Here is a 13693-nt window from a genome sequence, read left to right on the forward strand (position 1 = left end):
CCGACCGGGTCGTCCGACGGCCCGGTCGCGAGGGGCGTGCCGCGCGGCGAACACCGTCCGGCACGCCCCCTGCTGTGGCAGAGTGACCCCGTGACGAGGAGGGGAGTGTCCGCGGCGTTCGTCGCTGCCGTGATGCTGCTCGTCGCCGCCTGCGCCGGTCCCGCGGAGGAGCCCGGGCCGACGACGCTGAGCTGGTACGTCGGGCCCGAGCGCGCCGACGTCGAGTCCCTCGCGGAGTCGTGCTCCGACGCCTCGGGCGGGCGGTACCGCATCGAGATCGAGCGACTTCCCGACGACGTCGAGGACCGGCACGCCGAGCTGGTGCGGCGGCTGCTGGCCCGTGACGACTCGATCGACCTGTTCAGCATGGACATGGCCTGGAGTGCCGAGCTGGCCGCCGCGCAGGTGCTCGCCCCGGTGCCCGAGGACCTCAAGCAGCCCTTCGCCCAGGACGTGGTGCCCGCCGCGCTCGAGGCCACCACGGTCGACGGCCTGCTGGTGGCCGCACCGTGGACGTTCGACCCGTGGCTGCTGTGGTGGCGGGGCAACGCCGCCGAGCGGGCCGGGCTCGACACGACCAAGCCGATCACGTGGGACGACCTGCTGGCGGGCGCGGAGCTGAGCGGCCGTCAGGTGCTCGTGGACGACCCCGACGGCGAAGGTCTCGCCGCGTGGGTCAACGCCCTCGTCGTCGGCGCCGGCGGCACGCTGCTGGAGGGTGAGGGCCGCTCGCCCGACGTCGGACTCGACTCCGCCGCGGGCGAGGAGGCCGCCGGCATCGTCGAGTACCTCGCGGAGGCCCGCCTCGGCGGAGACCCGACCGCCGAGGCCGGTGCGGGCCTGGCCCGACGCGGCGGGTTCGTCGTGGCGCCCAGCTCGTTCGTCTCCGACCCCGACGTCGCCACCGTGGCGGGCGACCTGCAGTGGGCGCCGTACCCGCAGGTGGCCGACACCCCCGCGGCCCCCGCCACGGGGGCGGCGCTCGCCGTGCCGCTCTACGCGCCGAGCACGTCGCTCTCGTACGAGGCGGTCTCCTGCCTGACGTCGGCCGACTCGCTCGCGGCCCTCATGACCGGCTCAGGGCACAGCGCGGCGCGCGCCACGACCTACGACGCGCAGGACGTGGTGGCCGGCTACCCGCTGGCCGACGTCACCCGACCCGCCCTCGAGACGGCGCTGGCGCTGCCCCAGACGCCGTACTGGATGCGGGTCAGGGCGGCGCTCGAGAAGACCTGGACCCCGTTGTCGGCGGTCGGGTCCTCCACCCCGGACCTCTCGCAGAAGGCCGTGCGGTCCGCCGTCGCGGGAGGTCTGCCGTGAGCACCGACCGTCCCGGCCCCGACGTGCCCGACGCCGAGCAGCCCGTCGACACCGACCCCGTCGACACCGACCCCGACACCGCCGCCGACGATGCGGTCGGTGACGTGGTGCAGGACGACGCGGAGGAGCCCGAGGGCCACGACCTCGAGCCGATCGGAGCGCCGCCCAGCCGCCGTCGCCGTCGTCGACGTCAGGGCGCCGTGCCGCCCGGCCGTCGACGCTCGGGCTGGCCGATGCTCGCGCCGTCGCTCGTGGTGCTGCTGGGCCTGACGCTGTGGCCGCTGGGACTCGCGGTCTGGTCGTCGTTGCGGCGCTCCTCCCTGACGGTCCGGGACGACACGTTCGTGGGGCTCGACAACCTGACCGGACTCCTCGGCGACCGCCAGTGGTGGGTCGCCGTCTCGGTCACCCTGCTGCTCGTGGCGTCCGCCGTCCTGCTGCAGCTGCTGCTCGGCTCGATCGTCGCCGCCGCCGTCCGACGGCTCGCCGTCCCGGCTGCGGTCGTGGCCGTCCTCCTGCTCGTCCCGTTCGCGCTGCTGCCGGTGCTCTCGGCGACGATCTGGCGTGACGCGCTGACCACCGGTGTCGGACCGGCCTGGTTCGGCTACGACGGCGGCGCCACCGCGGCGTCGGCGCTGGCCGTCGTGGGCTCGGAGGTGTGGCGGGGGACCGGCATCACGGCGCTCATCCTGCTGGTCGGCCTCTCGCGCGTCGACCGCGTGCTGCTCGACTCCGCGATCGCCGACGGAGCGACGTGGTGGCAGCGGCTGCGTCGGGTCACCTGGCCCGCGGCCGGTCCTGCCGTGGCCGTCGCCGTGCTCTACCGCTCGCTCGACGCCCTGCGCGCCCTCGAGGGCCCGCTGCTGGCCGACCCGAGGGACGGGCTGCGTACCGTGCCCGTGCTGCTGTGGGACACCACGTTCGGGGCGTTCGAGGTCGGGCTCGCATCGGCCGTCGCCGTCCTGCTCCTGCTGCTCGCCGCTCTCGTGGCCGGCGCCCTCGTCGCGGTCCTCCGGCCCGGGAGGAACGCATGAGACCCACCGTCCGCTCACGCCTCTGGGCCGCCGGCACCGCCTTCGTGGCCGGCTTCGTCATCGCCAACGTCGGGATCCTGCTGATCACCGGGGCGGACCGCTGGCTGTGGCTCGCCACCGCCGTGGTGCTGATGATCACCGGCGCCGTCGGCGTGCTCGTGGCCGACACCGGACGGCGACTCTCGCTCTGGGCGGTCCTCGGCTTCGAGCTGTTCGTCGTGGCCACCCTTGCGCCGCTGTGGTGGACGTTCGCCGTCGCGCTCACCCCCGCCGACACGACGGCCGACTCGCTCCTGCCGGCCGACCCCCGGTGGTCGGTGTTCGGCGACGTGCTGGGGGCCGGGGTCCTGCGCGACGCCGCGCTCACCAGCGTCGCCGCCGCCACCGTCGCCACCGCGGTGGCCATGCTGCTCGCCGTCCCGGCCGCCTACGCCCTCACCCGACGTCGGGTGCGGGGAGGTCGGGTCGTGGTGGTCTCCTTCGTGGCCGTGCTGCTTGCGCCGCTGGTCGCCCTCGCCGGACCGTGGTCCGTGACGGCGGCCGACCTGGGTGTGCTCGGCTCGCGCTGGAGCGTGGCGCCCGTCCTGCTGCTCGTGGCGCTGCCGCTGGCGGTCTGGCTGAGCATCCCCGTGCTGCGCGACGCGCCGTGGTCGCTGCGCGACTCGATCCGCAGCGACGGCGCCACCCGGCGCCAGGAGCTGCGTGCCTTCGTGGTGCCCGTGCTGGCGCCCGACCTGCTCGTCGTCGCGGCCCTCGTGTGGGTGGTCGCTGCGCAGGACGCCGTCCTGGGCGCGGCGCTCGGGCCCACCGACGACTCCCGCACGTTGCCGGCGACACTGCTGCTCGGCTCGGTCGAGCCGTCCCAGGCTGCCGCCATCGGGCTGCTGTGGCTGCTGCCCGTGCTCGCCCTCGTCGCGATCGCACCCCGTCGCGTCCGTCGCCTGATCGGAAGGGACCACCGATGACCTCCATGGAGCTGCGAGGCGTCCACCTGGACGCCCCCGACGGGACGACCGTGCTCGACGGGCTCGACCTCGTCGTCCCCGAGGGCAGCACGACGGTGCTGTGCGGACCGGCCGGTGCCGGCAAGTCGGCCGTCCTGCGGGTCCTGGTGGGCCTGGAGGAGCACACGGAGGGCGACGTGCTCCTCGACGACATCGTCGTCAACGCGGTCGGCCCCCGGGCCCGCGACCTCGCCCTGGTGCTGCAGGACTACGTGCTGCACCCCCACCTCGACGTGCACGACAACCTGGCCTTCGCGACCCGTCTGCGCCGCGGTCACGACAAGGTCGAGCTGGCCGAGCGGATCGACGAGGTGGCGGCCTTCCTGGCGCTGGACTCCATGCTCGACGCGAAGCCGGCCGACCTGGAGCCGGCCCAGCGCCAGCGGGTGGCGATCGGCCGGGCGCTCGTGCGCGACGCCCTCGGCTACCTGTTCGACGACCCGTTCAGCGCCCAGGCCGACCGCGTGCGCACGCACGTGCGGTCGGTGACCACCCAGTGGCAGCGCGACGAGCAGCGCACGTCGCTGTTCACCACCTCGCGCGCCGACGAGGCCCTCACCATGGCCGACCGCGTGGCCGTCATGCACCGCGGCACCGTCCACCAGACCGGCACGCCCGACGAGGTCTACGCCGATCCCGACGACCTCTTCGTGGCCGCGTTCCTCGGGCAGCCGCCCATGAACCTGCTGCCGGCCACGGTCGGCGACACGCACGTGGAGACGCCCGTGGCCTCCGTGCCGCTCGACGACGCCCTGCGGGCCGCGATCGGCGAGCGCGCCACCGTCATCGTCGGCATCCGACCCGAGCACTGCCAGGAGCCCTCGACCGATCCTGCCCCCGCTGCGGCGTCGGCGGGCGAGCCCCTCACGGCCGGCGCCATCGCCGCGCAGGCCGAGGCGGGTCGACAGGTGACGGTGGCCGGTCGCGTCGACGACGCGGAGTGGCGCGGCGGCACCCAGCTCGTGTACGTGGGCTACGACCTCGACGAGGAGGTCGAGGTGATGCTCGAGGAGATCGAGGACCGGCTCGACTTCGACCTGTTCCAGAACTTCTTCGTGGCCGAGCTGCCCTCGACCGACCGCCGTTCCGCCGGCCAGGACGTGCGGTTCGTGGTGCCGCGCGAGCGCGTGCTGCTGTTCGACGTCGAGACCGGCGCCCGGCTCCGTACGTCGTGACCGACCACGACGTCAACCGTCGGGAGCCGGCGCTCGACGGACCGAAGGCCTCGGCGGCGCCCGGGGGTGGGGGTGCCTCGGTGCGTGGCCTGTCGCCGGGCGGCTGGGTGCTGCCCGTCCTGTGGGCCCTCGGGTGCACCGCGGCCTACGCCGCCCTCTCCCTGCTGCGGTTCCGCCGGTTCGAGCCGACGTCGTGGGACAACGCGATCTTCGAGCAGGCGGTGCGGGGCTACGCCGGCCTGGGCTGGCCGATCGTCGACATCAAGGGGCCGGGCTTCAACGTCCTGGGCGACCACTTCTCGCCGATCACCGCGCTGCTGGCGCCCTTCTACGCCGTGTTCCCGTCGGCGCAGACGCTGCTCGTGGGGCAGGCGCTGCTGCTCGGCGTCTCGGTGCTGGTGGTCGGCAGGCTGGCGTCGCGCCACGTCGGGCCGTGGGCGGCAGGGGCCCTCACCGTGGCCTACGGGCTGTCCTTCGGCGTGTCCGCGGCGGTCAGGTCGGACTTCCACGAGGTCGCGTTCGGGGCTCCGCTCCTGGCGCTCGCGGGAGCCGCCTACGTGGACCGTCGGTGGCGGGCCGTGGTCGGGTGGTCGCTGCCGCTCCTGCTCGTCAAGGAGGACATGGGGGCCACCGTCCTCATGATCGGCCTCGTGCTGATGCTGGCGGGGGAGCGCCGCCGAGGCACGCTCCTCGCGGCCGTCGGCGTGGTGGGTGCGGCCCTCGTGGTGCTCGTGGTGCTGCCGTCGGTGAACCCCGGCGGCGTGTACGACTACGCGTCCAGCGTCGGCGGCGACCGTGGCGTGCTCGCCACGCTGCTCGACGAGCCGGGCAGGAAGGCCTGGACCGTGGTGCTCACGCTCGCGGTCACCGGCTTCGCGGCGCTCGGGTCGCCGTGGGTGCTGCTGGTGCTGCCCACGTTCGCGTGGCGCTTCGTCGGCGACAACCCGTTCTACTGGGGCACCGACTGGCACTACTCGCTGCTGCTCATGACCATCGTCGTCGTCGCGGCGGTCGACACCATGCGCCGGTTCCCCGTCGCTCGGTGGCTCGCCCTGCCGGCCCTCGCGTTCACGGCGGTGATGCTGCCGTCGACGGCCCTGTGGGCGCTCACCGAGCCGCAGACCTACGAGGTCCCGCCTCGGGCCGAGGTGGCCCAGCAGGTCGTCGACCTGGTGCCCGACGGCGCCTCGGTGGTGACCGACATCGGTCTCATCACCCACCTCGCGACCGACCGCGACGTGTACTGGCTGGGAACGGTCGGGAACGGCCCGATGCCCGCCGGCGACCCGCAGTACGTGCTGCTCGACCAGCTGGCCGGCGTCGGCTCGCCGCCGGACGCCCGCACCTACGCCGAGGAGACCTTCGGCGGCTCCTGGGTCACCGTCTGGGACGCCGACGGCTACCAGCTGGCCCGACGCGACTGACCTGCCGACGCTCGACGCCGAGAAGACGAGGGCTCGCTGGACGACCCGAGATGACCGCCGTCAGGGGTGGGTCATGCTCATGACGTCGAGGGCGGCGTCGAGGTCGGCCTCGGAGAGGTCGCCACGCTCGACGTAGCCCTCCTCCAGCACGACCTCGCGGATCGTCTTGCGCTCCTTGACCGCCTTCTTGGCCACGGCCGCAGCGTTCTCGTAGCCGATGTGGCGGTTGAGAGGCGTGACCACCGAGGGGCTCGACTCGGCGAGCTCGAGGCACCGCTCGACGTTGGCCGTGATGCCGTCGACGCAGCGGTCGGCAAGGACGCGCGAGGTGTTGCCCAGCAGCCGGATCGACTCCAGGACGTTGCGGCCGATGACCGGCAGCTGCACGTTCAGCTCGAACGACCCCGACGCGCCCGCGTACGTGATCGTCGCGTCGTTGCCGATGACCTGCGCGCACACCATGAGCGTGGCCTCGGGCAGCACCGGGTTGACCTTGCCGGGCATGATGCTCGACCCGGGCTGCAGGTCCGGCAGGTTGATCTCGCCGAGACCCGTGCGGGGTCCGGAGCCCATCCAGCGCAGGTCGTTGCAGATCTTGGTGAGGCTGACGGCGACGGTGCGCAGCGCCCCGGACAGCTCGACGATCCCGTCGCGGGCGCCCTGGGCCTCGAAGTGGTCGGTGGCCTCGGTGATCGGCAGGCCCGTGTCGGCCGCGAGCAGCTCGATGACCCGCTGCGGGAACCCGACCGGGGTGTTGATGCCCGTGCCGACGGCGGTGCCGCCCAGAGGGACCTCGGCGGCCGACGGCAGGGCGCGCTCGATGCGGGCGATGCCCTTGCGCACCTGGGCCGCGTACCCGGCGAACTCCTGGCCGAGGGTCACGGGGGTGGCGTCCATCAGGTGCGTGCGGCCGGACTTCACGACCTCGGCGAACTCGTCGGCCTTGCGCTCCAGGGCCTGTGCGAGGTGGTCGAGGTCGGGCAGCAGCTCGTTGACCGTGGAGGCCGTGGCCGCCACGTGGATCGACGTCGGGAACACGTCGTTGCTCGACTGCGACGCGTTGACGTGGTCGTTCGGGTGCACGTCCTTGCCGAGCGAGCGCGTGGCGAGGGTGGCGATGACCTCGTTGGTGTTCATGTTGCTCGACGTGCCCGACCCGGTCTGGAACACGTCGATCGGGAACTGGGTGTCGTGGGCGCCCGTGGCGACCTCGGCCGCGGCGGCGACGATCGCCTCGGCGACGTCGGCGTCGAGGATGCCCAGCTCGGCGTTGGCCTTCGCGCAGGCGCCCTTGATCTGGGCCAGGGCCTTGATCTGGGCCGGCTCGATCGGGGTGCCGGAGATCGGGAAGTTCTCGACGGCGCGCTGGGTCTGCGCACGCCAGAGGGCGTCGGCGGGCACCTTCACCTCGCCCATGGTGTCGTGCTCGATGCGCCAGGTCGTGTCGGTCTCGGTCATGCGACCACGCTAGCGCGGGCCCGTCGGACGGCTACTCGGCGGAGCGGACGCGCAGCCCGGTGACCGGCACGGTGACGGCACCGGACGGGTCGGTGAAGAAGTCGTTGCCCTTGTCGTCGACCACGATGAACGCCGGGAAGTCCTCGACCTCGATCTTCCAGACCGCCTCCATGCCCAGCTCGGGGTACTCCAGCACCTCCTGGCTGCGGATGCAGTCCTGGGCCAGACGGGCGGCCGGGCCACCGATGGAGCCCAGGTAGAAGCCGCCGAACGCGTCGCACGCCTCGGTGACCTGCTTGCTGCGGTTGCCCTTGGCGAGCATGACCAGGGAGCCACCGGCCTCCTGGAAGCGGCGCACGTAGGAGTCCATGCGGCCGGCCGTCGTGGGACCGAACGACCCGGACGCCATGCCTTCGGGCGTCTTGGCCGGTCCGGCGTAGTAGACGGGGTGGTCCTTCATGTACTGCGGCATCGGCTTCCCGGCGTCGAGCAGCTCGGCGATCTTGGCGTGCGCGATGTCGCGAGCCACGACGAGCGGACCGGTGAGGGACAGCCGCGTCTTGACGGGGTACTGCGACAGCTGCGCGCGGATCTCGTCCATCGGTCGCGTGAGGTCGACCTGCACGACCTCGCCGCCGCTGATGTCCTCGGCCACGCCGGCGTCGGGCATGTACTGCGCCGGGTCGGTCTCGAGCTGCTCGAGGAACACGCCCTCGGGGGTGATCTTGGCGCGGGCCTGGCGGTCGGCCGAGCAGGACACGGCGATGGCCACGGGGCAGGAGGCGCCGTGGCGGGGCAGGCGCACGACGCGGACGTCGTGGCAGAAGTACTTGCCGCCGAACTGGGCGCCGATGCCGAACGACTGCGTCAGCTCGAAGACCTGCTGCTCCAGCTCGACGTCGCGGAAGCCGTGCGCGCTCATCGAGCCCTCGGTGGGCAGCTCGTCGAGGTAGTGCGCCGAGGCGTACTTGGCGGTCTTGAGCGCGAACTCCGCCGACGTGCCGCCGATGACGACCGCCAGGTGGTACGGCGGACAGGCGGCGGTGCCGAGGCTCTTGATCTTCTCGTCGAGGAACTCCAGCAGTCGCGTGGGGTTCAGGATCGCCTTCGTCTCCTGGTACAGGAACGACTTGTTGGCCGACCCGCCGCCCTTGGCCATGAACAGGAACGAGTACTCGGGGGTGGGCTTGGTGCCGGGCGTGGAGTACAGCTCGATCTGCGCCGGCAGGTTGGTGCCGGTGTTCTTCTCCTCGTACGTGGTGAGGGGAGCGAGCTGGCTGTACCGCAGGTTGAGCGTCGTGTAGGCGTCGTGCACGCCCCGGCTGATGGCCTCGGCGTCGTCGGCGCCGGTGAGGACGCCCTCGGACTTCTTGCCCATGACGATCGCGGTCCCGGTGTCCTGGCACATGGGCAGCACGCCGCCGGCGGAGATGTTGACGTTCTTCAGCAGGTCGAGCGCCACGAACCGGTCGTTGCCGGAGGCCTCCGGGTCGTCGATGATGCGCCGCAGCTGGGCGAGGTGCGCGGGCCGCAGGTAGTGGCTGATGTCGTGCATCGCCTCCGCGGTGAGCCGGCGGATCGCCTCGGGCTCCACGTGCAGGAAGGTGCGGGTGCTGCCGTCCGGCAGGGTGACCTCGGACGTCGAGACGCCCTCGGTGGTGACGAGACGGTAGGGAGTCTCGTCGGGCCCGGTCGGGAGCAGGTCGGAGTAGAGGAAGTCTGCGGCTGCCACGGGGCGACCATAGCGTTCCGGGTCAGCGGGCGTGGCCGGTGAGGACCCAGTAGTGCTCGGCGCGGCCCTGCAGGTCGACGGGCACGGCGAGGGCGCGGACGTCGTCCAGCACCTCGCCGAGCCGCTCGCGCAGGGTCTCGGAGTCGGCCATCGACCACACGGCCAGCGTCCCGCCCGGCCTCAGCGCACGGGCGCACGCGCGCACCCCGGTGGAGTCGTAGACGGCCGCGTTGGCGTCGTGCACGAGGAAGTCCGGTCCGTTGTCGACGTCGAGGAGCACGGCGTCGAGCGACGCCGCGGGCTGGGTCGCGACGACGTCGAGCACGTCGCCGACGACCACGGTGCTGCGCGGGTCGTCGAGGACCTCGGGACCGGCGCCGGCTCCTTCGCGCACCGCCCGGAGCACGGCATCGTGCAGCTCCGCCACCACCAGCCGCTCGACGCGTCGACCACCGTCGGCCTCGAGCAGCGCACGGGCGGTGAACCCGAGTCCGAGGCCTCCGACGAGCACCTCGCGGGCTCCGGCGTCGAGCGCGTGCTCCGCGAGCACCCGCTCGGAGGAGGTCTCGACGTCGTCCATCACGAAGACGCCGTTGACGCGCAGCTCCGTGGCGCCGTCGGCACGCGTCCGCACCACCACCTCGTCGTCCACTCGGCCAGCCTAGGACGGTCGTCGTGGGCAGGGGTGTCGGTGGTCGGGGCTAGCGTCGCGCCATGACGCACACCCACCACGGCATCGACTACGTCGAGCTCCCGGCACCGGACCTGCAGGCCGCGAAGGCCTTCTACGGCGCGGCCTTCGGCTGGTCCTTCACCGACTACGGCCCGGCAGACGACCCCGCCTACGTCGGCATCCAGGCGCTCGACGGCGAGGGTGAGGTCGGCGGCCTCGACCCGGCCGGGACCCCGGGGACGAGCGGCCCGCTCGTGCAGCTGTGGTCGGCCGACCTCGAGGCCACGCGCCAGGTGGTCCTCGACGCCGGCGGCTCGGTGGTCGACGACATCTTCGCCTTCCCCGGTGGGCGGCGGTTCCACTTCACCGATCCCGCGGGCAATCGGCTCGGGGTGTGGAGCGAGTCCTGAGCCCCGGCCCTGGGACGACTAGTGCCGCGCGGAGGCGCGCTCGGTGGTGCGCACGACCGCGTCGATGATCGTGTCGTAGAGCTGGCTGGGCAGGTCGTGGGCCATGCCGGCGATCTCGAGGTGCTCCGAGCCCTTGAGCGCGGCGGCCGTCGCGCGGCCGCCCGAGCGGTGCACGAGCGGGTCCTTCAGGCCGTGGATCACGGTGGAGGGCACGTCGAGCGCCTCGAGGTCCGTGGTGCGGTCCGGCTGCGTGAGGATCGCCATGAGCTGGCGCGTGACGCCGCCGGCCGACCAGCCGCGGTCGTACGTCTCGTAGGCGCGGTTGCGGGCGAACTCCTCGTCGGTCGGGAAGTCCGGGGACGAGATCATCGACGTGCCGCGCAGCGAGCGGGCCACGTACTCGTCGCGGGTGTGCCCGGCCTTGCTCAGCAGGGCCGGCAGGATCTTGGGGTTCTGGTACCCGACGGTGCGCTTGCCGGTGGTCGACATGATCGACGTCAGCGACAGCACGCGGTCGGGCTCGGCCACGGCCATGGTCTGCACGATCATCCCGCCCATCGACACGCCCACGACGTGCGCGGCGTCGATGCCGAGGTGGTCGAGCAGGCCGAAGGCGTCGGCGGCCAGGTCGCCGATGGAGTACGGCGCCTTCGCCAGGCCCGCCACCGCCTTGAGGATGTCGATCCGGCTGACCCGGTGCTGGCGCAGCTTGGTGGAGCGGCCGGTGTCGCGGTTGTCGTAGCGGACGACGAAGTAGCCACGGGCCACCAGACGCTCGCAGAACTCGCTGTCCCACCAGCCCATCGGCCCGCCCAGCCCCATGACGAGCAGGACGGGTGGATCACTCGGGTCACCGAACGTCTCGAAGCAGAGGTCGATGCCCGAGGGCAGGTGCGCGAACTGTTCTCCAGAACCGGCCATGGACCCGATCGTACGGTTTCGGGACCAGCCGGGCCCGTGGAACGGACGGTCGCCCGGTCGTCCGTCCGGCGGTCTAGGGTCGGACGATGGCCACCTCCGAGGAGATCGTCCGGTTCGACGACGCCGAGCCGCCGCCGGGATCGAGCCCCTGGGTCGGTGGTGCGGGACCGGGCCGCGAGGTGGCGGTCGTCGACCCGGACCCGACCTGGCCGGAGCAGGCGGCCGGCCTGGTCGCGACCGTGCGCGCCGCGCTCGGGCCGAACGTCGTGAGCCTCGAGCACGTGGGGTCCACGTCGGTGCCCGGGCTCCCAGCCAAGCCGATCATCGACCTTCTCCTGGTGGTGCCCGATCCCGCTGACGAGGACGCCTACGTCCCGGCGCTGGAGCAGCAGGGCTTCGTCCTGACGGTGCGCGAGCCGTGGTGGCACGGGCACCGGCTGCTGCGCCACGGCCGGCCGCGCACCAACCTGCACGTCCTCGAGCGCGACTCGGCCGAGGCGGAGCGGATGCTGATGTTCCGCGACTGGCTGCGCAACCACCCCGACGATCGAGAGCTGTACGCGGAGGCCAAGCGAGCGGCGGCGGCAGCCGCGGCCGAGGCGGGAGAGCACGTGATGCAGTACAACGCACGCAAGCAGACGGTGGTGCGGGAGATCTACGCGCGGATCTTCGCCGCCGCGGGCCTGCCCCGACCGCGCTGACGGCACCTCACGGGCGGCGGAAGAGCGCGGTGAGGAGGAACTCCTCGCCGAAGAGCGTCGCCTCCGGGTCCTGGGCCAGCATCGGCCGGGACTCGACGGGCTCGAGGTCCTGGAAGATCCAGCGCAGCGACTCCGGCGTGAACGCCAGCCCGCCCTCCAGCCCGCCGCGCAGGTACAGCTCGGCGTCCGGGACGCTCGTGCCCATCTGCCCGTCGGCGAAGCAGACGATGCCGAGGACGCCGCCCGGGGCGAGGACGCGGTCGATCAGGCGCAGGTAGGCGATGCGTCGGTGCGGCGGCAGGTGGTGCAGGCAGCCCGAGTCGTACACCAGGTCGTACGGTCCCGTCAGGGTCGCGCCGGCCTCGCCGAGTGCGTCGCCGACGTGGAAGCGCGGTGCCGGCTCCTGGGCTGGCTCCTGAGCGGGTGCGTGCTCGCGGGCCCACGCGACGGCGGTCTGCGACAGGTCGATGCCGTCGACCTGGAACCCGCGCGACGCCAGGTGACGGGCGTTGCGCCCTGCGCCGCAGCCCAGGTCGAGCGCGCGTCCCGGAGGCACCAGCCCGGCGTCGAGCCACGCGACGAGGTTCTCGTCGGGCTTGTCGACGAAGAACGGCACCGGGCGCGACCGGTCGGTGTAGAAGTCGTCCCACCAGGACCGGCCCGCCCCGTCGGACCACCGGTCGGCGGTCGAGTCGAAGAGGGTGTCCATGAGGGCCAGCACGTCGTCGACGCTGCGCACGTGACGGGCGCGTCCCTCGTCAGACGTCTCCATGGATCCCCCGATCGTCGGCCATGCGGCGGTTCAGGGCAGGCTCAGTGCTCGTAGTCGATCGACGAGTACGCCTTGAGCTTCGTGAGCTGGTGCTCGCTGGTGATCTTGCGGATCGTGCCGCTGCGCGAGCGCATGACGATCGACTCGGTGAACGCCTTGCCGGCCGAGTAGCGCACCCCGGACAGCAGCTCGCCGTCGGTGATGCCGGTGGCCACGAAGAAGCAGTCGTCGGCGACCACGAGGTCGTCGGTGAGCAGCACGCGGTCGAGGTCGTGGCCGGCGTCGATCGCACGCTGACGCTCGTCGTCGTCGGTGGGGGCGAGGCGGCCCTGGATCACGCCGCCGATCGCCTTGATGGCGCAGGCGGTGATGATGCCCTCGGGCGTGCCGCCGGTGCCGACGAGCAGGTCCACCCCGGAGTCGGGCTGCACCGCCACGATGGCCCCGGCGACGTCGCCGTCGCTGATGAACTTGATGCGCGCGCCCGCGTCACGGATCTGCTGCGTGAGGTCGGCGTGGCGGGGTCGGTCGAGCACGCAGACCGTGACGTCGCTGTTGCTGATGCCCTTGGCCCTGGCCACGCGGGCGATGTTCTCGGCCACGGGGAGCCGGATGTCGACGGCATCGGCGGCCTCGGGGCCGGCCACGAGCTTCTCCATGTAGAAGACGGCCGACGGGTCGTACATGGAGCCGCGGGGCGCGACGGCCATGACCGCGATGGCGTTGGGCATGCCCTTGGCGCAGAGCGTCGTGCCGTCGATCGGGTCGACCGCCACGTCGCACTCCGGGCCCGTGCCGTCGCCGACGTGCTCGCCGTTGAACAGCATCGGGGCCTCGTCCTTCTCGCCCTCGCCGATGACGACGACGCCGTCCATCGCGACGGTGTTGATGAGGCTCCGCATCGCGTTGACGGCCACGCCGTCGGCGCCGTTCTTGTCCCCGCGTCCGACCCAGCGGCCGGCGGCCATGGCGCCGGCCTCCGTGACTCGGACGAGGTCCAGGGCGAGGTTGCGGTCCGGGGCTTGGGCGGCGGGCTGCAGGCTGTCCACGAGTGCACCCTACCGGCGAC

13 protein-coding genes are annotated in these 13693 nt (G+C 72.8%); 7 read left to right on the plus strand and 6 right to left on the minus strand.

What is annotated here, in order from left to right:
* The first annotated feature begins 90 nt into the window (after positions 1 to 90).
* From ASF37_RS10415 to ASF37_RS10435, 5 genes are read left to right on the plus strand one after another with little or no spacing between them, the layout of a single operon-like run.
* Positions 91 to 1320 carry an extracellular solute-binding protein gene (locus ASF37_RS10415; protein ID WP_156368165.1) on the plus strand — a complete coding sequence of 410 codons (1230 nt, stop codon included), beginning with the start codon at positions 91 to 93 and terminating at the stop codon, positions 1318 to 1320.
* A complete protein-coding gene (locus ASF37_RS10420) occupies positions 1317 to 2354 on the plus strand; it encodes a carbohydrate ABC transporter permease (protein ID WP_056580267.1) in 1038 nt (345 codons plus the stop codon). Before ASF37_RS10415 ends, ASF37_RS10420 begins: the two co-directional genes overlap by 4 nt.
* Positions 2351 to 3319 (plus strand): hypothetical protein, encoded by a 969-nt coding sequence (locus ASF37_RS10425; RefSeq protein WP_056553254.1) that lies wholly within the window; start codon positions 2351 to 2353, stop codon positions 3317 to 3319. The genes ASF37_RS10420 and ASF37_RS10425 overlap by 4 nt, the downstream gene beginning before the upstream one ends.
* Positions 3316 to 4533 (plus strand): ABC transporter ATP-binding protein, encoded by a 1218-nt coding sequence (locus ASF37_RS10430; protein WP_082481735.1) that lies wholly within the window; start codon positions 3316 to 3318, stop codon positions 4531 to 4533. Before ASF37_RS10425 ends, ASF37_RS10430 begins: the two co-directional genes overlap by 4 nt.
* A complete protein-coding gene (locus tag ASF37_RS10435; RefSeq protein WP_056580269.1) occupies positions 4530 to 5957 on the plus strand; it encodes a DUF2079 domain-containing protein in 1428 nt (475 codons plus the stop codon). The genes ASF37_RS10430 and ASF37_RS10435 overlap by 4 nt, the downstream gene beginning before the upstream one ends.
* 60 nt (positions 5958 to 6017) lie before the next feature.
* Here ASF37_RS10435 and ASF37_RS10440 read toward each other — a convergent pair whose 3' ends face one another.
* From ASF37_RS10440 to ASF37_RS10450, 3 genes are read right to left on the minus strand one after another with little or no spacing between them, the layout of a single operon-like run.
* The gene (locus ASF37_RS10440; RefSeq protein WP_055964708.1) at positions 6018 to 7415 is read right to left on the minus strand and encodes an aspartate ammonia-lyase; all 1398 of its coding nucleotides are present in this window, start codon (positions 7413 to 7415) and stop codon (positions 6018 to 6020) included.
* Positions 7416 to 7446: 31 nt separating this feature from the next.
* Positions 7447 to 9147 carry a fumarate hydratase gene (locus ASF37_RS10445; protein ID WP_056580271.1) on the minus strand — a complete coding sequence of 567 codons (1701 nt, stop codon included), beginning with the start codon at positions 9145 to 9147 and terminating at the stop codon, positions 7447 to 7449.
* 22 nt (positions 9148 to 9169) lie between these two features.
* A complete protein-coding gene (locus ASF37_RS10450; protein ID WP_056580273.1) occupies positions 9170 to 9799 on the minus strand; it encodes a hypothetical protein in 630 nt (209 codons plus the stop codon).
* Between the two features lie 62 nt (positions 9800 to 9861).
* Here ASF37_RS10450 and ASF37_RS10455 point away from each other — a divergent pair, with 62 nt between their 5' ends.
* Positions 9862 to 10230, plus strand: coding sequence for a VOC family protein (locus ASF37_RS10455; RefSeq protein ID WP_056580275.1), 369 nt, complete (start codon positions 9862 to 9864; stop codon positions 10228 to 10230).
* 18 nt (positions 10231 to 10248) lie between these two features.
* On the opposite strand, the gene ASF37_RS10460 is transcribed toward ASF37_RS10455, so the two are convergent.
* Positions 10249 to 11151 carry an alpha/beta fold hydrolase gene (locus tag ASF37_RS10460; RefSeq protein WP_056580278.1) on the minus strand — a complete coding sequence of 301 codons (903 nt, stop codon included), beginning with the start codon at positions 11149 to 11151 and terminating at the stop codon, positions 10249 to 10251.
* A gap of 86 nt (positions 11152 to 11237) precedes the next feature.
* Here ASF37_RS10460 and ASF37_RS10465 point away from each other — a divergent pair, with 86 nt between their 5' ends.
* Positions 11238 to 11852: a GrpB family protein gene (locus ASF37_RS10465; protein ID WP_056553237.1), complete on the plus strand. Its 615-nt coding sequence runs from the start codon at positions 11238 to 11240 to the stop codon at positions 11850 to 11852.
* 7 nt (positions 11853 to 11859) lie between these two features.
* On the opposite strand, the gene ASF37_RS10470 is transcribed toward ASF37_RS10465, so the two are convergent.
* Together ASF37_RS10470 and glpX are read right to left on the minus strand one after the other, a co-directional pair.
* Positions 11860 to 12624, minus strand: a complete 765-nt coding sequence (locus ASF37_RS10470; RefSeq protein ID WP_055964726.1) for a class I SAM-dependent methyltransferase — start codon at positions 12622 to 12624, stop codon at positions 11860 to 11862.
* 41 nt (positions 12625 to 12665) lie between these two features.
* Entirely contained in the window at positions 12666 to 13673 is a 1008-nt protein-coding gene (gene glpX / locus ASF37_RS10475) for a class II fructose-bisphosphatase (RefSeq protein ID WP_055964729.1), read from the minus strand.
* Positions 13674 to 13693: the final 20 nt, after the last annotated feature.

This window comes from Aeromicrobium sp. Leaf289 (genome assembly GCF_001423335.1).
Taxonomy (GTDB): domain Bacteria; phylum Actinomycetota; class Actinomycetes; order Propionibacteriales; family Nocardioidaceae; genus Aeromicrobium.

Coding starts and splice junctions, on each gene's coding strand:
- ASF37_RS10425 (WP_056553254.1), top strand. CDS start 2,351: ATGAGACCCACCGTCCGCTCACGCCTCTGGGCCGCCGGCACCGCCTTC.
- ASF37_RS10430 (WP_082481735.1), top strand. CDS start 3,316: ATGACCTCCATGGAGCTGCGAGGCGTCCACCTGGACGCCCCCGACGGG.
- ASF37_RS10440 (WP_055964708.1), bottom strand. CDS start 7,415: ATGACCGAGACCGACACGACCTGGCGCATCGAGCACGACACCATGGGC.
- ASF37_RS10455 (WP_056580275.1), top strand. CDS start 9,862: ATGACGCACACCCACCACGGCATCGACTACGTCGAGCTCCCGGCACCG.
- ASF37_RS10460 (WP_056580278.1), bottom strand. CDS start 11,151: ATGGCCGGTTCTGGAGAACAGTTCGCGCACCTGCCCTCGGGCATCGAC.
- ASF37_RS10465 (WP_056553237.1), top strand. CDS start 11,238: ATGGCCACCTCCGAGGAGATCGTCCGGTTCGACGACGCCGAGCCGCCG.
- ASF37_RS10470 (WP_055964726.1), bottom strand. CDS start 12,624: ATGGAGACGTCTGACGAGGGACGCGCCCGTCACGTGCGCAGCGTCGAC.